The organism is Pseudomonadota bacterium, from assembly GCA_041395565.1.
GTDB lineage: Bacteria > Pseudomonadota > Gammaproteobacteria > UBA9214 > UBA9214 > UBA9214.
On record JAWLAI010000007.1, the window covers coordinates 166,040 to 185,199 of the forward strand.

16 protein-coding genes and 1 tRNA gene are annotated in these 19,160 nt (G+C 65.0%); 6 read left to right on the forward strand and 11 right to left on the reverse strand.

Going from position 1 to position 19,160, the window contains the following annotated elements; genetic code table 11:
• Positions 1–102: 102 nt before the first annotated feature.
• Genes R3F42_12595 through R3F42_12615 form a run of 5 tightly spaced genes read right to left on the reverse strand, consistent with a single transcriptional unit; the run spans position 103 to position 5,396 of the window.
• Entirely contained in the window at positions 103–1,023 is a 921-nt protein-coding gene (locus R3F42_12595; GenBank protein MEZ5542864.1) for a translocation/assembly module TamB domain-containing protein, read from the reverse strand.
• A gap of 54 nt (positions 1,024–1,077) precedes the next feature.
• Positions 1,078–1,419: a translocation/assembly module TamB domain-containing protein gene (locus R3F42_12600; GenBank protein MEZ5542865.1), complete on the reverse strand. Its 342-nt coding sequence runs from the start codon at positions 1,417–1,419 to the stop codon at positions 1,078–1,080.
• Positions 1,388–1,810 carry a hypothetical protein gene (locus R3F42_12605; GenBank protein ID MEZ5542866.1) on the reverse strand — a complete coding sequence of 141 codons (423 nt, stop codon included), beginning with the start codon at positions 1,808–1,810 and terminating at the stop codon, positions 1,388–1,390. The genes R3F42_12600 and R3F42_12605 overlap by 32 nt, the downstream gene beginning before the upstream one ends.
• Positions 1,807–3,576, reverse strand: coding sequence for a hypothetical protein (locus R3F42_12610; protein MEZ5542867.1), 1,770 nt, complete (start codon positions 3,574–3,576; stop codon positions 1,807–1,809). Before R3F42_12610 ends, R3F42_12605 begins: the two co-directional genes overlap by 4 nt.
• Positions 3,573–5,396 (reverse strand): autotransporter assembly complex family protein, encoded by a 1,824-nt coding sequence (locus tag R3F42_12615; GenBank protein MEZ5542868.1) that lies wholly within the window; start codon positions 5,394–5,396, stop codon positions 3,573–3,575. Before R3F42_12615 ends, R3F42_12610 begins: the two co-directional genes overlap by 4 nt.
• 164 nt (positions 5,397–5,560) lie before the next feature.
• On the opposite strand from R3F42_12615, the gene R3F42_12620 reads away from it, so the two are divergent.
• The 3 genes from R3F42_12620 (at position 5,561) to R3F42_12630 (ending at position 9,991) form a co-directional block, all read left to right on the forward strand.
• The gene (locus R3F42_12620; GenBank protein ID MEZ5542869.1) at positions 5,561–6,640 is read left to right on the forward strand and encodes an efflux RND transporter periplasmic adaptor subunit; all 1,080 of its coding nucleotides are present in this window, start codon (positions 5,561–5,563) and stop codon (positions 6,638–6,640) included.
• Positions 6,637–9,747, forward strand: coding sequence for an efflux RND transporter permease subunit (locus R3F42_12625; GenBank protein MEZ5542870.1), 3,111 nt, complete (start codon positions 6,637–6,639; stop codon positions 9,745–9,747). The genes R3F42_12620 and R3F42_12625 overlap by 4 nt, the downstream gene beginning before the upstream one ends.
• A 115-nt stretch (positions 9,748–9,862) precedes the next feature.
• Positions 9,863–9,991: a DUF3149 domain-containing protein gene (locus R3F42_12630; protein ID MEZ5542871.1), complete on the forward strand. Its 129-nt coding sequence runs from the start codon at positions 9,863–9,865 to the stop codon at positions 9,989–9,991.
• A 159-nt stretch (positions 9,992–10,150) separates the two neighbouring features.
• Here the strand turns inward: R3F42_12630 and R3F42_12635 are convergent, their stop codons facing one another.
• From R3F42_12635 to R3F42_12645, 3 genes are read right to left on the reverse strand one after another with little or no spacing between them, the layout of a single operon-like run.
• Entirely contained in the window at positions 10,151–11,314 is a 1,164-nt protein-coding gene (locus R3F42_12635) for a hypothetical protein (protein ID MEZ5542872.1), read from the reverse strand.
• Between the two features lie 23 nt (positions 11,315–11,337).
• Entirely contained in the window at positions 11,338–12,432 is a 1,095-nt protein-coding gene (locus R3F42_12640; GenBank protein MEZ5542873.1) for a homoserine O-succinyltransferase, read from the reverse strand.
• Between the two features lie 5 nt (positions 12,433–12,437).
• On the reverse strand, positions 12,438–13,301 hold the full coding sequence (locus R3F42_12645) for an ATPase (GenBank protein MEZ5542874.1): 864 nt from the start codon (positions 13,299–13,301) through the stop codon (positions 12,438–12,440).
• Between the two features lie 299 nt (positions 13,302–13,600).
• On the opposite strand from R3F42_12645, the gene R3F42_12650 reads away from it, so the two are divergent.
• On the forward strand, positions 13,601–14,455 hold the full coding sequence (locus tag R3F42_12650) for an SPOR domain-containing protein (GenBank protein ID MEZ5542875.1): 855 nt from the start codon (positions 13,601–13,603) through the stop codon (positions 14,453–14,455).
• Between the two features lie 797 nt (positions 14,456–15,252).
• Here R3F42_12650 and R3F42_12655 read toward each other — a convergent pair.
• A tRNA-Ser gene (locus R3F42_12655) sits at positions 15,253–15,343 on the reverse strand.
• A gap of 442 nt (positions 15,344–15,785) precedes the next feature.
• On the opposite strand from R3F42_12655, the gene R3F42_12660 reads away from it, so the two are divergent.
• Positions 15,786–16,469: a YceI family protein gene (locus tag R3F42_12660; protein ID MEZ5542876.1), complete on the forward strand. Its 684-nt coding sequence runs from the start codon at positions 15,786–15,788 to the stop codon at positions 16,467–16,469.
• A gap of 206 nt (positions 16,470–16,675) precedes the next feature.
• Here the strand turns inward: R3F42_12660 and soxA are convergent, their stop codons facing one another.
• Together soxA and soxX are read right to left on the reverse strand one after the other, a co-directional pair.
• Positions 16,676–17,446, reverse strand: coding sequence for a sulfur oxidation c-type cytochrome SoxA (gene soxA / locus R3F42_12665; protein MEZ5542877.1), 771 nt, complete (start codon positions 17,444–17,446; stop codon positions 16,676–16,678).
• Positions 17,443–17,961 (reverse strand): sulfur oxidation c-type cytochrome SoxX, encoded by a 519-nt coding sequence (soxX, locus tag R3F42_12670; protein ID MEZ5542878.1) that lies wholly within the window; start codon positions 17,959–17,961, stop codon positions 17,443–17,445. The genes soxA and soxX overlap by 4 nt, the downstream gene beginning before the upstream one ends.
• An 85-nt stretch (positions 17,962–18,046) precedes the next feature.
• Here soxX and R3F42_12675 point away from each other — a divergent pair, with 85 nt between their 5' ends.
• Positions 18,047–19,153: an SGNH/GDSL hydrolase family protein gene (locus R3F42_12675; protein ID MEZ5542879.1), complete on the forward strand. Its 1,107-nt coding sequence runs from the start codon at positions 18,047–18,049 to the stop codon at positions 19,151–19,153.
• Positions 19,154–19,160 lie beyond the last annotated feature (7 nt).

Genomic DNA, 19,160 nt, shown 5'->3' on the forward strand with positions numbered 1-19,160 from the left:
CTGTGAACAAGATTACGGACCAGCCATCAATTTGTTAATTCTTAATTTTCTATTATATAAATAGTTTCTGACTATCAGACGCGGGAGACCTGCCACTGTTGGCTATTTCCGCCGCTCGATCACATAGATCAGGTCCGCGGAGGATTGCAGTGTCGAGGCACTGCCGACCAGCTTCCAGCGACTCGACAGGGCATAGCGCAGGTTCAGGGTCGACACCGGATCGAACAGGCCGATGCCGTAGCTGACAAACAGTTCCGGGGTCAGGTATTTGCCAACCAGCAGCGCGGCCTGACTGACATCCGCCCCGGGTTCGCTGCCGACTGTCACCTCGTCGAACCCCAGTTCTTCGCCGAGGCGCTTGCCGAGCGACTCGCCGCCGCTCATCCCCAGCATCAGGGCCGCCGTTTGCAGCTGGGAGCGTTCGCTGTCCGAGGTGCCGCCTTCCAGCGGCCGCCCCAGCACCAGCCAGGACAGTTGCTCCGACTGGCTCATGGACGGCTCGGAGAACACCGTGAAGGTGGGCGAGCGCAACTTGCCGCGCGCCTTGACGCCGACGAGTATGTCAGTGGCCGGTTTGCGCACGGCCTCGATGTCCACCCCGGGATCGGTCACCACACCGCCCGCGAACAGCAGCCGGCCGGTGCGGATCGCCAACTGCTGGCCATAGGCCTCGTAACGCCCATCGCTGATGGAGAGCTCGCCGCTGGCGTTGGCCGGCTGCCCGGGCACGTCGACCACCACCACATCGCCGTGCAGCTTGCCTTTCAGCCCGAGCCCATCGATATCGACCGCATCACCGAGCACGATCCGCACCTGCGCATCCACCGCGTAGCGTTCCGCGGCCCCGCCCTGCTCGCCCTCGCTGACGATCACCTGGTCAGGCGACACGCTGACCGCGGACGGGGGTGGCTTGCGCGGGCGCAACTCGGCACGCGGGATTTCGATGCGTCCTCTGATCCGGGTCTGGTCCGTGCTCATGGCGAGTTGCAGATCGGGCGATGCGAAGATTCGCCTCAGACGTATTCATGACCTGAAACTGGGTGCCGCGCAGGCAAGCGTTGCGCCAGGCCGACGGGATTAGCAGGCCCTCGCCCTGCAGCGTCCCTGCACCTCGCTGCGCGCCGATGCGGTGAGCTGGATGTCGCCGGACGGCTGTCCGGCCAGTTCGACACGCACATCCTTGAGCTCCAGCCCGGGTGTCACGAGCGTCGCCGCGCCATCTGTCAAAGCCAGCTGTCCCTGCAGGCGCGGGGCGGCCGGTGTCCCGGCAAGCTGCATGCGCCCATCGATCCGTCCATGCAGCTCCGCCACCTCGGGTATCCAGCCGGACGCCATCCCGATGTCCAGGGCCAGCGACAGCTCGCCATCCAGCGCGCCCTGCAGCCAGTCACGGTCCGGTACAGAGCGCGGCCTTGGCATGCACCCTGCCCGGCACCGCCGCGAACGGCAGATCGACCGACAGGGTTGCCTTGTTGTCCGACAGCGCGGCCGTCGCCTGGCCCGGCGCAAAGGAAAACAGCTGCTGCAGATCCGGATCATCCTGTGGCAGTCGCAACTGCAGCGGCGTACTGTCGAGCTGGATCGTGAGCGTCGCGGCATGGCTCGCCACCTTGCGAAAATCTCCCCGTGCATTCAGTTCACCTTCCATGCCCACTGCACCGGGCAGGATTGCCGCAAAATAGGCAAGCGGCAGTTGCGTCAGACTGAAACCACCGCTGTAGTCCTCCAGCGAACCGGCAAACCGGCCACAGGCACGAGCCGGCGCACTGATCCAGCAGTGCTCGGGCAACTGCAGCCGCTCGCGCGTCAAAGCAGCGCCGGATACCGGTTCGTGCCAGTTGCCAGGGTGCCAGCTCCTTCCGGGTAGGCCAGGCTGGCCTGCTGCAGATCGAACTTCCAGCTCGTGCCGTCCCAGTGACCGGTCACATCCAGTCCGGCCTTGCCGCGATCGCTGTCGACCTGCAGCTTGAGGCGGTGCCTGTCCGTGGTTCCGGAACCGTCGACGTCCAGCCGCGCCACCCGACCGCCGGCGACCGCTGCGCTGACGCTGGCCTGCAGGCGGGATGGCTGCCCCGGAGCCAGATTCACTGCACCGGCGAGGCTGAGCTGCCCCAGGTGATAATCCTCGATCCCGATATCAGAACCACTGGCTTCGGCCCGTAGCGCGAACTCCGGATAGGACCCGCTGAGCGAACCCTTGCCACGCAGGCTGCCGGTGGCCAGCGGCGCAAGGTCGCCGAGACGCGGCGCATCGATACGCCAGTCGAGCCGGTACAGGCTGCCGACCAGGCCCTGCGCCTCGATCCGCGATGCACCACCGCTCAGGCTGGCCGCCTCGATCTGCCAGCTGCCCGGTGCAGCGCCGCTGCGGGCACGCAGCTCGAGCAGACCGGCCAGCCTGTCCTGCAATTTCAGGTCGCCCTGTGCATCGAGTCGGTAGGCATTCGGCGTCCCGGCCAGGGTGAAGGATCCCTGGCGACTTTCATATTCGGGCTCCCCCTGCAGCGGCCACACCAATGCCTGCCATTGCGCCGCGAAATCAAACACCGGTGCCGCACCGAAACCGATGCTGCCCTGCGCGTCCAGCCGTGTCGGCCGGTCGGCCGCTGTCAGTTGCAGGGTATCGAAGCGCAGGGTCTCCGGTTGCAACTGTCCGGCGAACAGCAGCTGCAAGGCACCGGCTATGGCATCACGAATATCCAGTGTGCCGTTCAGCTGCAATGCCTCGGGCGGACCCTGTGCCGTGACTGTGCCGTCCAGGCGCATGTCCGGCCAGGTCGCATTGATCGCCGTCAGATCGCTGTCCTGCAGCCTGACCGAACCCTCGAGCTGCAGATCGGTCAGGGGATGGGTCAGCGTCAGGCTTGCCTGCAAGGCATACGGTGCCGGCAGGGACGGCTCGATATGCAAGGTCTGCAGGCTGCCGGAGAGGTGGGCCTGTGCAAGCAATGGCGCATAGTCAGGCAGGGTTGCCTGTACGCTGATTTCACCCGCGAGCGGATATTCGGCTTGCATCTGCATGCCGGCTGTCGCCGTCAGCCCGAGATCGGGCCGGCGCAGAGCAAGATGCGTGATCTCCAGCCGCGCATCGCGCCAACTGCCGGCGAGTTCCAGGCTATCGATCTGCAGCGGATCCGCCTGCGGCGCGCCGACAATGACTGCGTCATGAATCGACAGGGCCTGCAGTTCCACGGCCAGAGGCAGACTGATCTGTTGCGGCAGCACCAGCGGCTCAGCGGATCCCGCAGCGCGCTGTTCGTAACGCACCCCTGCGGCAACCAGCGCCTTGATATGCAACACCCCGTCTAGCAGGTCCGCCGCTGTCCAGTCGAGCTGCAGCGACCTGGCTGCAAACAGCAGCTGTCCGGTCTCGTAGCGCAAGTCATTGACCCTGATCGTGCCGATCAGCCGACCCTCGACCGAGGCCGCCGCCAGCGCCGGTTCACTCAGCTTGACCGCCTGTTGCCAGACCAGGCGCAGCCCCGCCTCGGTGCCGGCCAGCCAGCCCAGCACCGCCAGCAGCAGCACCAGCAGCGCAAGGATTCCCGGCAGGATGCGGCGCAGCAGCAGGCTCACAGGTCGGGACCGATGCTGATATGCAGGCGGAACTTGTTGTCGGGATCGTCGAACGGGTGCGCCAAGTCGACCCGCAGCATGCCGACCGGGCTGCGCCAGCGGAAGCCGATGCCGGCGCCCAGCTTCGGCTTGGGCGGAAAGGTGTCGTCGGCGTTGCCGGCATCCAGGAACAGCGCGGCACCGAAATTGCCGACGAACAGGTAGTCCAGCTCAACACTCCCGACCGCCAGGTACTGGCCGCCGATCACCTCGCCGCTGCTGTCGACCGGCGCGAGTTTCTGGTAACCGTAGCCGCGCACGCTCTGGTCGCCGCCGGCGAAGAAACGTTCAGAGGCCGGCAGTTTGTCAAAATCAACAACGGTCGTGTAACCCAGCTGGGCGCGACCGAGGAGGCGCCCCTTGCTGCCCAGCGGATAGACACCGCGCATGCTGGCCTCGGTCCGGAAGTAACGGGTGGAGGAGATCACCCCGGGCGATCCGCGCAGGTCGGCGTTCCAGCTGTAGCCGCGGCGCGGAAACAGCACATTGTCGCTCTTGAGTTTCGAGATGGCCGCGCCGGGAATGAGAAAGTTGACCGTTTCCCGCTCGGTGCCCAGATCGAAGGTATCATGCTGGTAATTGACATACAGGCGCCGCTGCAATTTACCCAGACTGACATTCTGGCTGACACCCAGCTTGTAGCCACGGGTCGAGCCGGTACTCGCCACCTCGGCGTTTTCCCACTCGCCGGAGAAGACCAGGCGGTCAGAGACGAGGTTGCGGATCGGAATGGTATAGTTGACAACGGCGTTCTGCTGCACCGGCGACAGGCGCAGTTCGTTTTTCAGACCATGCCCGCGACGGTTGATACGTGGATAATCGGCACCCAGTGACACCCGTGGCCCGGTATCCGTGCCATAACCCAGGCCCAGCGTGTAGCGCGTGTGCGCACCGGGCTTGGTGTGCACAATGACAGGCACGTGCTGCTCCTGCGCCGCGGCACGCTGAACCTCCAGTTCGACTTGGTCGAAATAGCCGCTGTCACCGAGCGCCAGCTGCAGATCGAGTAATTTTCCGGTATCGAACGGCGCACCTTCCTTGATCTGCACATAGCGGCTGACAAACCCGGGTTTGAGAATATCCTGCTCCACGGTCACCGGCCCGAAGTAGAAGCGCGGCCCGGTATCCAGATGCAGCACGGCGTCCGCACGGTGCTTGGCCGGGGTCACACGCAGCTCGGACTTGGTGTAACGCGCATCCAGGTAACCCGCCTCCAGCGCCGCCTGGATCAGCTGCTCCCGGGTGTCATCGTAGTAGGGATGCTGCAGCCGCTTGCCCAGGCGCAGGCGGGTGCGCTCACGCACCCTGGCAAGGCCCGGATCCTCGGCGCCGGCGCCGCTGATCGTGATGTCCACGGACTGGAGCAGCACCGGCGGACCGGGCACGATGCGGTAGCTGGCAATCCAGTGTTCACCCTGCTGCTCGAGCGCTGTCTCGATGTCCGGTTCGTAATACCCATAGGGCTGCAGCGCCGCCATGATGTCTTTTTCCGCGCGCCGGTGCAGACGGCGGATTTCATCGGCGGCAGGCAATTCCGGCGGGCCCGCCATGCCGGGCAGCGGCAGCGGCACCGGCAGACCTGGCGTGGTACGGACATACTGTGACAGCCCGAGGTGTGCACGCACATTGTCGCGCAGCAGGCCATCCACCCCGCTTATGTTCAGCTCCAGCGTCTGCTGGGCAACGGCCAGGGGCAGGTACAGCAGGCACAGCGAAAGCGCCGCTGACCACAGTCGGAGGTAACGCGCGGGTCTGCGGGCAGCGGGGCTGGCAGTCTTCATGGTCGCAATATGATACGCACCCGCGCGAACATTGACAGCAGACGGCATCCACCGCCAAGCGTGTTGCACGAACTTCACTGGCGCAGGGCTGTCGATAGCATTGACTGGCACTGCGGGACCGGAGCTAATATCCTGCCATCAGCCTACGACCCGACCGGAGCCCTATGAAACCCGTCACTGAGCTGCGCCTGCTGCTGGCCTGCACGACCCTGCTGGTAACTGCCGCGCTGGCGGCCGAACAGCCTGAGCCGGGCGTCATCGTCGCGCCCGTGCGCCAGGTCGAATTCGCCGACCGGATCGAGGCGCTCGGGACGCTGGCGGCGAACGAATCGGTGGCACTGACCGCCACGGTGACGGAGACCGTCAGCGCCCTGCGCTTCGACGACGGCGACCGGGTCGTACCAGGCCAGGTACTGGCCGAAATGACCAGCCGCGAGGAACATGCCCAGCTGGAGGAGGCCCGCGCCACCGTCAACGAGGCCGAGCGCCAGTACCGGCGGATCAAGTCGCTGGAGGCCGAGGGCACCGCGGCAAAAGCCACGCTCGACGAGCGCCAGCGCGAATGGGAAACCGCGCGTGCGCGGCTGGCCGCGATCGAATCACGGCTGGCGGACCGCCTGATCAAGGCGCCGTTCGCGGGCGTGGTCGGACTGCGCGATCTCAGCGTTGGAGCGCTGGTGCGGCCCGGTGACCTGATCACCACGCTGGACGACGACAGCGTCATGAAACTCGAATTCCCGGTAGCCGCCACCCTGCTCGAGGCATTGCAGCCCGGACTGGCGGTCGAGGCCACGAGCCCCGCCTATCCCGAACGCCGTTTCGCGGGCAGCATCAAGGCCGTGGACAGCCGCGTCGACCCGATCACCCGCGCCGTCCGCGTGCGCGCCCTGCTGCCCAACCCGGATCATCTGCTCCGCCCCGGCATGCTGATGCGCGTCGAACTGCTGCAGCATCCGCGCAGCGCACTGGTGATACCGGAGGAGGCGCTCATCCCACGCGGCGAGCAGCAGTTCGTCTACGTGGTCACGCCCGCACACACCATCGAATACCGGGAGATACGCAGCGGCGGGCGCCGCCCCGGCCTGGTCGAGGTGCTGGCGGGTCTCACCGCGGACGAGCAGGTGGTTACCCACGGGCACCTGCGGGTGCGCGACGGACAGACGGTGGTGATAACGGCCATAGACGACGGCAGCCGCACCTTGCCCGAGCTGCTGCGTACCCTGCCCGGCAGCAATCCCGAATGATCCTGTCCGATGTGTCTGTCACCCGGCCGGTGTTCGCATCGGTCATGTCGCTGCTGCTGATCGCGTTCGGGCTGGTCGCGTTCGAGCGCCTGCCGCTGCGCGAGTATCCGGACATCGATCCGCCCATCGTCACCGTCGACACCACCTACCCGGGCGCGGCCGCGAACGTGGTGGAGAACCGCATCACCGAACTCATCGAGGATCGCATCTCCGGCATCGAGGGCATCCGTTTCATCGCCTCCAGCAGCGAGGACGGACGCTCGCGTATCACCGTGGAATTCGCTATCGACCGCGATATCGACGCCGCGGCCAACGATATCCGCGACCGCGTCTCCGCCATTCTCGACGACCTGCCCGACGAGGCCGACCCGCCCGACATCCAGAAGGAGGACAGCAACGAGGACGTGATCATGTGGCTGAACCTGGCGGGCGACGGTATGACCATCCCGGAGCTGACCGACTACGCCCGGCGCTACCTGCAGGACCGCTTTTCGGTGCTCGACGGGGTGGCGCGGGTGCGTATCGGCGGCGGCCAGGTCTACGCCATGCGCATCTGGCTGGACCGGCGCGAACTGGCGGCACGCAACCTGACCGTGGCGGACGTGGAGGCCGCGCTGCGCGCGGAGAACCTGGAACTGCCGGCCGGCAGCATCGATTCCGACAACCGCCAGTTCACCGTGCGCACCCAGCGCACCTTCCTCACCGCGGATGATTTCGCCCGCCTGGTGCTCGCACGCGGCGACGACGGTTACCTGGTCCGGCTCGGCGATGTCGCGCGCGTGGTGCGTGGCACCACCGAGGACCGTCTGTTCTTCCGCGGCAACGGCGTGCCCATGGTCGGTATCGGCATCACCAAGCAGTCGACCGCCAACACGCTGGCCGTGGCGCAGGCGGCCAAGGCGGAGATGGCGCGCATCAATCCCACGCTGCCGCAGGGCATGGCCATCAAGCAGAGCTACGACAGCTCGGTGTTCGTGGAAGGCGCCATCCACGAGGTCTACAAGACCCTGTTCATCGCCATCGCCATGGTCATCGGCGTCATCTACCTGTTCCTCGGCAGCGTCCGTGCCATGCTCGTGCCGGCCGTGACCGTGCCGGTCTCGCTGGTCGCAACCTTCATGGTGCTGCTGGCGCTGGATTTCTCGCTCAACATCCTCACCCTGCTGGCGCTGGTGCTCGCCATCGGCCTGGTGGTGGACGATGCCATCGTGGTGATCGAGAACATCCACCGGCGCATCGAGGAGTACGGCGAGACGCGGCTGGTCGCGGCATTTCGCGGCACGCGCCAGGTCGGCTTCGCGGTCATCGCCACCACCGTGGTGCTGGTGGCGGTATTCGTGCCCATCGCCTTCCTGCAGGGTGACATCGGCCGGCTGTTTTCCGAGTTCGCCCTGACCATGGCCGCGGCCGTATCCTTCTCCAGCTTCGTCGCCCTGTCGCTCTCGCCGATGCTCGCCTCCAAGATCCTGCCGCAGGATGCGCGCCACTCGCGCCTCTCGGCGCTGATCGAGCGGCTGTTCGGCCGCGTTCGCACGGGCTATCACGCCGCGCTCCAGGCCGCGCTGCGCCACGGCTGGAGCGTCGGGCTGGCGTTCGCCGGCATCCTCGGCGCCTCGGTGTGGCTGTACCAGGCGATACCCGACGAGTACGCGCCCAAGGAGGACCGCGGGGTGTTCTACCTCATGGTCACCGGACCCGAGGGCACGGCCTATCCCTACATCGCCGCATATATGACCGAGATCGAGCGGCGCCTGATGCCGCTGGTGGAACAGGGCGAGATCTCGCGCATGCTGGTGCGTGCGCCGCGCGGCTTCGGCAACTTCGAGATCTTCAACACCGGCATCGTCGTCAACGTGCTAAGCGACTGGTCCAGCCGCCGCTCGGCCTGGGACATCATGGACGACGTGCGCCAGCGTCTCAAGGATCTGCCCGGCGTGCGCACCTTTCCGGTCATGCGCCAGGGCTTCGGCGCGCGTATCCAGAAACCGGTGCAGTTCGTGATCGGCGGCGGCACCTACGCAGAGCTGGCGCAGTGGCGCGACACCCTGGTGGACAAGATCAACGCGGACAACCCCGGACTGGTCGGGCTCGACTGGGACTACAAGGAAACCAAACCGCAGCTGCGCGTGGTGATCGACTACGACCGTGCCGCCGAACTCGGGGTGACCATCGGCAGCATCGGCCGCACGCTGGAAACCCTGCTCGGTTCGCGTCGCGTCACCACCTACATCGATGCCGGCGAGGAATACGACGTCATCCTCGAGGGCGAACGCGACACCCAGCGCACCCCCTCCAGCCTGGAAAACATCTACGTGCGCTCGGATCGCTCCGGCGCACTGATTCCGCTGGCCAATCTGGTGCGGCTCGAGGAGTTCGCCGACTCCATACAGCTCAACCGCTACAACCGGGTACGTGCCATCACGCTGGAAGCCAACCTGGCCGACGGCGTGGCCCTCGGTGACGTCCTGAAACGCCTGGAGCGGATGGCACGCACAGCGCTGCCGCCCGAGGTCATCATCGACTACAAGGGTCAGTCGCAGGACTACCGCGAGGCCGGCAGTTCACTCGTGTTCACCTTCCTGCTCGGGCTGGTGGTCGTGTACCTGGTGCTGGCCGCGCAGTTCGAGAGCTGGGTGCACCCGTTCGTAATCATGCTGACCGTGCCGTTGGCCATGGCCGGCGCCCTGCTCGGCCTCTACCTCAGCGGCCAGACGCTGAATCTTTACAGCCAGATCGGCCTGATCATGCTGGTGGGCCTGGCCGCGAAGAACGGCATCCTGATCGTCGAGTTCGCGAACCAGCTGCGCGATGCCGGCCGGCCGTTCCGCGACGCCCTGCTCGAGGCCGCGGCCATCCGCCTGCGGCCGATCGTGATGACCGGCATCACCACGGCCGCGGGCGCCGTCCCGCTGCTGCTGTCATCCGGCGCGGGCACCGAGACGCGCGTCGTGATCGGCACCGTGGTGCTGTGTGGCATACTGTCGGCGACCTTCTTCACGCTGTTCGTGGTGCCGGTCGCCTACGACCTGCTGGCGCGGCACACCGGCTCGCCGCGGCGCGTTCAGCGCCAGCTCGATCGCGAACTCGCCGCCGGCAAAGACCGCTGAAGCGGTTGCCGCAACCGTGGAGCGGCTGCGGATTTTCGCCAGGGTTTGATGCAGATCAAGATAGCAAGCGGTCACTGCAGAAAAAATACACCACATACAAACGGGAGGAACATCCATGGAAAACCCAGCAATGCAACTGCTGTTAGGCAGCGATATCGGCATCCTGTCGGTCATTACGGTCGGTGTGGCACTGCTGATCGTGGTGGCGCTGTTTATCATGTTCTACGTGAAGTCAGGGAAGTAAGACCGTACTGTTCCGCCCTGGAAACAGGGAACAGCGCCACACGCCGCCAGCCCGCGCTGTTTACCGGATCAGCGCGCTGACAGGATACGACACTGCAACCGCGTGGCTGGCGGCGCGGGCGCACAGCACAGGGCCCGCTTGGGCCGCCTGCCGCTGCAATCACGCCGGCCAGTGCGGCGTCGCGATCCCCTCGCCGAGATCGGCCTCGATCAGCCGACGGCGCACTTCCAGTAACTGTTCGATCAGCTGCGGCTCGAAGCTTGCGTAGGCCGCGGCGTCGGGCACCCGTTTCACGACCACGCCGAGCAGTTCGGTGATGGCGTTGCCGATCGAGTTCTGGCTGATGGTCACGATCAACTTGTCCTCGTCGTTGCGGTAGATGAGCTGCTTGAATGCGGGCTGCCAGCGGATGGCATTCGCGTAGGCAGCGTCCACGATGCAGCGGTCGCGCACCTTCTTCGCCGTCTTCAGGAAGTCGTTGTTGAACAGCAGCACGTTCTCGACGGTATCGGGGAAGTAGAGATCGTCCAGCATCGGGGCGTTGCGGGTTGAGACCTGGCTGAAGAAGGTACGGTAGAAATCGATGAAGCCCTTCAGGATCTCGTCGTACTCGTTCCAGAAGCGAATCTCCTCCAGCGCCGCCACCCCGCCATGGATCTCCCAGCTCGGCAGGCCCTGCGGGTAACCGGTCAGCTCGATGCGCGACCCCGCCTCCCCCACCTGCCACAGGATCTCCAGGTCCAGCGCGCGATCGAAGAACTCGCGGTAGACGTCATGCATATAGGCCTCGAACAGGCTGTGCTGGCCGCCGTCGGTCAGGTTCGGATTGCTGGGATCTGCCAGCGCCGCGTCGTGCAGTTCCGCCTTGTCGAACACGATGAAGTGGTTGTGCAGCATACGGATGCTGGGAACCCCGGGCGAGGTCAGCGGCCAGGTCGCGTCCAGGCTGGCCTCCCCGGCCAGCAGCAGGTGCGTCTCGGGATCCGGGTAGCGCTCGACCATGTAGTCGATGATGACCTGGTTCATGCGGTTCCAGACACGCTTCACCTCCTCCGGCACCTGGGTCCGACGCACCGGCCGACCCAGCGGGTTGAGGATGCACTGCGAGGTGTTGTAGATGATCGAGGTGTCGAACTCGCGGCTGTGGCCCAGCGCCTTGCGATACAGCAGCAGGTTCTCCGGGTTGGTCAGCAGCCCGTTGTTGTGCATCAGGTCGTTCAGGTTCTCGGTGCTGTTGAAGAACTCGTTCGGCGCCATGGCCTCCGGCACTTCCAGCGGGATGGGTCGGAAGGGGGTGACGATCTCTCGGGGACCGGACTGCATGCGGTAACTCCTCGTGCTGCGGTTCAGGATGTGCTGCCAGACCCGGCGATCCAGTCGAGACCCAGCGGGTTGCGCGGATCCACGCCGGCCATGAACGGCAGTGCGCGCTGCTGGTGCGTCAGCTGGTAGACCAGACCGATCCAGTTGCCGACGATGCCCTCGGCGGTATCGTGCCAGGTGTTGTCGAGGCGCGCCGCAACCAGCTGTTCGGGAAACGGCGGCGCCTGCGCGCCGGTTTCGCGCCCGCGCAGCAGGCAGTCGCGATACTCGTCAAGGATGGCGCGCTCGCGCGACCGGAACTGGTGCTCGGGAAACGGCGGGTAGTCGTCGCGTTCGCCGCCGGCAAAACGCTGCACCTCGCGCTTGTACTCCTTGAGCAGCGACACGGTGTCGTATTCGGGATGCCCCTGGAAGTAGACCACGCGGAAGCCGTCCGCACTGACCGCGAGATGGACGCCGACCTGCGCGCTATCCACCAGCACGTGCAGACCGGCCGCACGGAACTGTGCCGCACTGATATCGTTGAAGCGTGAATGCGGCACGTCGAACTGGGTGTTGACGTCGTTCACCAGCGGGTGATTCTTGCGGATCACCCGGTGCGGAAACACGCCCCAGCACTTGGCCGGCAGCGGCCGGCGCTTCTGGCGGTGCTGGAACTGCATCGCGGCATGGGTGGCCAGACAGGAACACAGCACCGAGGTGACGTTGGTCTGCGCCCACTCGAACACCTCGCGCAGCGGTTCCCAGAACGGCTCCTGCGACAGGTCGGGATGGGAGACGTTGGCACCGGTGATGATGAGCGCATCCAGGCCTTCGGCACGCACCTGCGCAAAGGTATCGTAGTAGCGATCGATGTGCTCACGCGCCTGCACGCCGCGCGGCAGTTCCGGCAGCGTGAACGGGTGCATGTAGAACTGCGCGATCGGGTTGCTCTCGCCCACGAGGCGGAAGAACTGGCGCTCGGTCGCGGCCAGCGCCGCGTCCGGCATCATGTTCAGCACGCCGATATGCAGCTCGCGGATGGTCTGCTGCCGGGCCCGTTCCGGATCCAGGATGGTCTGGCCCTCCTCGCGCAGGCGCTGGAAGGTCGGCAGCGCATTGTGAGCGACGATCGGCACGCGTGTCAGCCCACCGCTGCCGGCGCCTTGCGCGCAATGGCGCTTTCCACCAGATCGAGGAAATCCTGTTCGTCGCGCACCGCGGCCACCTCGTGCGAGGTCACGGTGTAGCCGTGCGGGCGCGCGATGGCCTCGTAGCGCGGCACGCGCGAATGGAACAGGCGCGGAAACACCCAGCGGCAGAAATCGTCCGGATCCACCTGTGCGGCATACTCGAGTCCGTGCAGGCCGAGGTATTCCTGCAGCTGTTCCGCGAGGAACTCGGGTCGGTAGTAGAGCGGCTTGGGGCTGCTCTGGGCGCGGCTGATCAGGGCCTGCTCCTCGGCCGCCTCGGTGACGCGGATGTACAGGATCAGCGAATGCTGCACCAGCAGGTCGATCACGGAGGGCTCGTTGAGTTCGCACAGGCTGCCGCCGACATCGTTGACGAAATTGTCGTAGCCGTAGATCTCGTGCGCCTTGCGGATGAACTCCGGCACGTCCAGCATGGCCGCGATCTCAGCCTCGCGATACTGTGCCTGGCGCCGGGAGAACTCGTCCAGCGGCACCCCGCCGCGTTCCGGGTTGCCGAGCTTGCCGACGAAGCTCAGCACCGGGCCGAGGTCGTCCACCTTGATATTGTTGCGGATGTGAATCCAGTCGCGGCGCAGCAGGTCGCGCAGGAACGGGATCGTCATGGCCTGTTGCTTGATCAGGTCCATGATCGGCTCGTCCAGATAGCGCGTACCGATCCGGTAGTCGCCCGAGTAATGGAACCAGTTGTGGTTGCGCAGCAAGGTCGACAGGTGGGTCTTGCCCACCCCGGACATGCCGAGCAGGGTCACGCTCTTGTGCTTCCAGGTGCGGAACGCCTCGGGGGTGAACTGCATGTCTCGATCTCCGGGATCAAACGAAGCGGGAAGTTTAACGGAAACGCTGCCTTACGTCAGAGACACGGCTACCGCACCGCGCCGGCCGTACCCGTGGGCAGACTCGGGCGGGTATTGTATCCCGTGACCGTGGTGCCGGCGACCTTGCTGACCCGGCCCCACTGCAAGATAATGCCGCCTTCGTCACCGGCCACGATCGCAGCGGCCGGCTAGCCTGATTACGCAGATAACGACACAACGCCCGCGACCCGGAGCAATAGGGTCAGCGCGGGCGGGTATAAAGGGAACGAGCCCCTCACGTGCACACAAGTCATTACAGCAACTGGATCACTTACATACTCCTCACAGTCGGTTGCGGCGCCGCGCTGTTCATCCTGATACTGGGATCGATCGATGATCCGGTGGACCTGGCATCGATCCGCCACCAGATCGAGGTGGCGAAGCTCAATGCCTACCCGGGCCCGTCCGCAGGCAAGCCGACCCCGCAGCAGGCCCGGCCATCCGGGCAGGCGCCGGCAGCTGACGCCGCCCCAGCCCCGGCCGCACCTGCCGGCGCGTCTGGCACAACCGCCGCAACACCGGCGCCCGCCGCCCCCGCGTCATCTCCCGTCGACGCCCCGGCGCCCATGTGGACGATCCAGGGCATCGCGATCACGCTGGATCCGGGCAGCACGCCACCGCCCGCAACGGCGCCGACGCCTGCCGGGCCACCGCAGTCCGCAGGCACGGCACCTGAACCGCGGCATACGGACAGCGCAGCCGACGTGCTCGCACAGGCCGCTGCCGCAACGACGGACGACGTGCAGCGCCAGGAGGATCCCGCCGGCACGATCAACGCAGCCAGCCCGGACACACAGGCCGCCACCGTCGCTACGGACGACGTGCAGCATCAGGACGCCTCTCCCGGCGCGGATACGCAGGGCGCCTGGCTCATCAATATTGCATCGGTGGGAAACAGGGACGATGCAGACCACCTGGCCGCAGCAGCCCGGTCCAAGGATTTTCCGACCGCGCTGCAGCCCGTCACCGTGAACGGGAAACATTACTGGCGCGTACAGATCACCGGTTCCGCCACGCACGAGGAGGCCAGGCAAACCGCTGACCGCGCCCGGACAGTGCTGGGACTGAAAGACCTCTGGATCATGGCGCGCTGAGCCCGGGCGCGCCGGGCGGGCGTCGCCGCGGAAATCCCGCAAGTGCCGTCGCATCCCTGCCATGGTATACGAAGCTGAATTCCGGCTTATGCAGTCGAGGGTTCGACTCCATACTTCAAGTGATTCATAAAGAAAGGGACTGCCGGGCTCGCTGCGCTCACCCAAAATCGCTCCGGCGATTTTGTCGAACCCGGCCATGATGAAATCGAGGGTTCGAATTCATATTTCATGTGATCCATAAAGAAAGGGGCCAAAGGCCCTTTCTTTATGGATGGCACACAAGAGGATTGCCGGGCGCATCCTGCGCCCCGCCCTGCGGGCTCGCTGCGCTCACCGTCGCTCCCGGCGATTTTGTCGAACCCGGCCATGATGAAATCGAGGGTTCGAATCCATATTTCATGTGATCCATAAAGAAAGGGGCCAAAGGCCCCTTTCTTTATGGATGGCGCAGAGAGGGATTGCCGGGCGCATCCCTGCGCCCCGCCCTGCGGGCTCGCTGCGCTCACCCAAAATCGCTCCCGGCGATTTTGTCGAACCCGGCCATGATGAAATCGAGGGTTCGAATCCATATTTCATGTGATCCATAAAGAAAGGGGCCAAAGGCCCCTTTCTTTATGGATGGCGGAGAGAGAGGGATTGCCGGGCGCATCCCTGCGCCCCGCCCTGCGGGCTCGCTGCGCTCACCCAAAATCGCTCCCGGCGATTTTGTCGAACCCGGCCATGATGAAATCGAGGGTTCGAATCTATATTTCATGTGATCCATAAAGAAAGGGGCCAAAGGCCCCTTTCTTTATGGATGGCGGAGAGAGAGGGATTCGAACCCTCGATACGGGATTACCGTATACACACTTTCCAGGCGTGCTCCTTCAACCACTCGGACATCTCTCCGGAACAGTCACCGTATGCGCCTGAACAGACCCTCACCGCATAACCCGGTCAGGTAACAGGCAGGCAAACAGGCGCGGAAGATTAAACCAGAACACCATGACGTTCAAATGGTCCGCGCACCCGCCGTTAACTCCCGGCGCCGGGCGTTGGTGTCGGAATGTCAGGCCGACTCGGCACCCGGCGTATCGACTGCCAGCCCGAGCGCTTGGCGGGCGAGCACCGTGGCGACCGGCGACGACGCTTGCCCACCCCCCTATTGAATCTGAAGCGAATCAGGGTCGATCGACAGATTTCCCGACAGGGCGCGCGTCAATACTGTCACCCAGATTACGTATATTCAATAAGTTACATGGGATCGCCCCGGGAAATGTAAAGATATATTGACAAATAAGTATATTAGACTACTCTAACATACATGACGATTACCCGAGAGGTAACGATGATGAACAGATCGATTGCAGCGTATGTCATGGCACTCGGCCTGCTTGTGGCCGGTCTGCTGCCGGCAACCGGTAGCGCGGGTGAAGATGCCCTGTGCGCGCCGTTCATGGACGGGAAGGTCGACACCTCGCTCGTGTCGTCCATGTTGCAGGCCGCAGCAGATGGGTATCTGTACCGCATCCGGCAGGAATCCTCGCAGGTCGGATTCTGTGTCGACAGCGAATTCAAACGGGTGGAGGCCTCGTTCCGCGACTTTTCCGGCGGGGTGGCACTCACTCCCGCCTCGTGGGTGGAGCGCGATCAGCAGGCCATGGTCGTTATCCGGACCGCGAGCCTGGACACCCGGGGTTCGGTCATCGAGAACCTGATCAAGAGCGAGAGTTTCTTCGACGTTGAGAAGTACCCGGAGATCCTGTTCGTCAGCCGGAATTTCGAATGGCTGGACAAGGACAAGGCGAAGATCAACGGTGAGCTGACCGTACACGGCGTCACCCGTCCGGTGGCGCTGAATGTCACCCTGACACCCTCGGCCGAACCCGGCCCCAACGGTGAGGAAAGCATCACCATCAAGGCATCCACGGTGATCAACCGCGCCGACTTCGGAATGGACAGCCTGTCGAAGCTGGTGAGTAACCAGGTCAAGCTCTGCATGTCCGTCGAGGTGGTACGCTATCACAGCGGCTGACGCGGTCACCGCTCGAACGGCGCGCTCGTTCACACGGGATTATGCGATAGGTGCTGGAACCAATCTCAAAATTGGAAAATCCCGCGGCGGCCATGTTTCTCGTCATTCCGGCGCAGGCCGGAATCCAGTAATGCGCGGGTTTGCCGGATGCCCGCCTGCGCGGGCATGACAAGGCAAGAATGCTTGTACCGATTTTGAGATAGGTGCTAGTAGCGCACGGCCGGCGTCTCGATCGGCAGGCCGTTGGAACGCGACATCATGTAGAGTTCGAGCAGTTCCAGCTCCTCGGAACCCGAAGCGAACGGTTCCGCACGCATGAGCGTGAGGCACTGCTGGATACGCTGGGGCAGATTGGTGATCTCGCCGATGTCGAGGCGGTATGCCGGAAAGCCGTTGCCCTGCCCCTCGCTGATCTGCTGCCCCCGGATCATCTGCCCTGGATAGATCTCGTGGCAATGCTGACAGGAGATGTCGATCAGTCCGTAGCGCGTCCGGTACAGCTGCTCGCCCCGCGCCAGCAACGCCGCCACCGGACCGTCGGTCCGAACGTTCACCGGCTCGCCGCGCGCGCGGTTGCGTACGAAGGTCTCCAGCGCGACCAGCTCGGGATGGTCGACGGGCAGCGCCGCACCGCCATCCCTGGCGCGGCAGCTGTTGATCTGCTCCTGCAGTGTCAGCACGGCACCGTCACGATAGCGCGGGTAACCCGCGATACCGGCGCTATCCAGCCCCGCGCCATCCGCGCCATGGCAACCGGCACAGGACTTGCCACCACCCGCCGGTTGCGCCTGAAACAGCGCATGCCCCCGTTCAACCGTGAGCATGCCCGGGTTCAGGAAGTCATCGTCCTGCATCTCGTGCGTGTCCGGCTTGATGAACTCGTAACCGGAGCGCGGCCCGGCGCCGTCGACGGGCAGCGCGGAAAGGCACAGGCCCAGCCCGCACAGGACCCGCAGTGCGCGCAGCACACCGGTCATTCGAGCGTCACCAGGTAGGCGATCACGTCTTCAACCTGCTGCGCGGTGAGAAAGGTCCGGCCGATGTACTGCTTGCCCGGCCGGTGGATCAGCCGCGGGTCGCGGTAGTAGCCCGGCATGATCGACATCGGATTGAGATGACGCGAATCCACCACGCGCAGGCGGATCTGTGCCGCATCGAGTCGAGCGCCAATGCCCGCCAGTGGCGGACCGATGGTGCCATAGGCCTCGATGCCGGCAATCGGCAGGCGATGGCAGGCCAGGCAATTGCCGAGATGGCTGTCCGAGACGATGTCCCGCCCGCGCGCGGCATTGCCGGTCAGGTCGCACAACGGCCGGGGTATCCCGTATTCCACCATCTCCCAGCGGCAGTAGTCCGCCGGCAGCGGCGGCGGCTCCGGCTGTTCCGTCCCGGTGGCCGCCGCGCGCAGCGGGAGCAGCGTCGCAAGCAGCAGGCCGAGGCAGTACCCCTGCAGCATGGCTGGCCGGCCGCGCAGAATGTATGGCGAAAGCATAGCGAGCACCCGGAACGTTCATGCCCGCCCCTGCCACGCGGCAGCCGCACCGGGACAGGATGCAGGACAATCGTGAATTGCGTGCATGGTACAACAGGCGATCGTGACGCTGCCAGCCGCGCCGGCGCGATACGCTGATGATGACGCATTCCGCCACGGTATCGCTTACTATACCGGTCCCGTGAACACCACACGCACACTCGGCCGTACCCTGCTGCTGCTGATCGCCTATGGCACTGCGGCTGCGGTCGTCTACGTGGCCAGCCTGCTGCTGCTGCAGCATGGCATCCGGCCCGACATTCCCTGGGTCGCCGGCGCCCAGCAGGCACTGTTCCGGGCCGGCATGGCCGGCCCGGCGGCGAACTGGCTCGCCCTGCCCGGCTGCATCGCGCCCGACCCCGTGCTGGTCTACAAGCCGGCCGAGGGCCGCTGCGAATTCAACCATATCGAGTTCAGCACCACCCTGCATTTCACCGCTGCCGGCAGGGACACCGGTCCCAGGCCGGCGGGCCCGGGTATCGCGGTCATCGGAGATTCGCACGCCATGGGCTGGGGCGTGAACGATACAGAGACCTTCGCGGCGCAGCTCCAGCAGCTGTCGGGACGTCCGGTATACAACCTCGGTGTCGCCAGTTACGGCACCGTCAGGGAACTGCTGCGGCTGGAGCGCTCCGGCCTGCTCGACCAGATCGATACCGTCATCATCCAGTACTGCAACAACGACTACAACGAGAACCGTCTGTTCGATGGTGCCTCACGCACGGCCCTGCAGGAGAAGATTTTCGGCCACGGCGCGGCGGACCCTGACGCAGCCGCCGGCAATGCGGGCAACGTCCTGCACGGCTACTGGCTGACCCTAAAGGCACCCTTCAAGCACCTGGCCGACAGGCTGCGCCGCAAGAATTTCGCCCGCCACTACGAGGTACTCATCGACACCCTGCGCAAGCACGCAGCGGCATTGCAGGGCAAACGCGTCATCGTCTTCTACAGCAATCCCTTCGGCCAGCGCTACCGCAACTATCCGCTCGGGCGGGATGCGCAGCTGCCAAACGTCTATTTCGCGGACCTCGGCCTCACGCGCGCCGACTATTTCCGTTTCGACAGTCATCTCACCCCGGCAGGACACCGCAAGGTGGCCGCTGCCCTGCTACGCGAGCTAGCGGCGACCGCAACGGCTCAGCGTCCGCACTGAAGGTGGC

Excerpts from the sequence above, each read along its gene's own strand:
- R3F42_12600 (MEZ5542865.1), bottom strand. The coding sequence starts at position 1,419 with ATGCCAAGGCCGCGCTCTGTACCGGACCGTGACTGGCTGCAGGGCGCG.
- R3F42_12615 (MEZ5542868.1), bottom strand. The coding sequence starts at position 5,396 with ATGAAGACTGCCAGCCCCGCTGCCCGCAGACCCGCGCGTTACCTCCGA.
- R3F42_12620 (MEZ5542869.1), top strand. The coding sequence starts at position 5,561 with ATGAAACCCGTCACTGAGCTGCGCCTGCTGCTGGCCTGCACGACCCTG.
- R3F42_12625 (MEZ5542870.1), top strand. The coding sequence starts at position 6,637 with ATGATCCTGTCCGATGTGTCTGTCACCCGGCCGGTGTTCGCATCGGTC.
- R3F42_12630 (MEZ5542871.1), top strand. The coding sequence starts at position 9,863 with ATGGAAAACCCAGCAATGCAACTGCTGTTAGGCAGCGATATCGGCATC.
- R3F42_12635 (MEZ5542872.1), bottom strand. The coding sequence starts at position 11,314 with ATGCAGTCCGGTCCCCGAGAGATCGTCACCCCCTTCCGACCCATCCCG.
- R3F42_12645 (MEZ5542874.1), bottom strand. The coding sequence starts at position 13,301 with ATGCAGTTCACCCCCGAGGCGTTCCGCACCTGGAAGCACAAGAGCGTG.
- R3F42_12660 (MEZ5542876.1), top strand. The coding sequence starts at position 15,786 with ATGAACAGATCGATTGCAGCGTATGTCATGGCACTCGGCCTGCTTGTG.
- soxA (MEZ5542877.1), bottom strand. The coding sequence starts at position 17,446 with ATGACCGGTGTGCTGCGCGCACTGCGGGTCCTGTGCGGGCTGGGCCTG.
- soxX (MEZ5542878.1), bottom strand. The coding sequence starts at position 17,961 with ATGCTTTCGCCATACATTCTGCGCGGCCGGCCAGCCATGCTGCAGGGG.
- R3F42_12675 (MEZ5542879.1), top strand. The coding sequence starts at position 18,047 with ATGGTACAACAGGCGATCGTGACGCTGCCAGCCGCGCCGGCGCGATAC.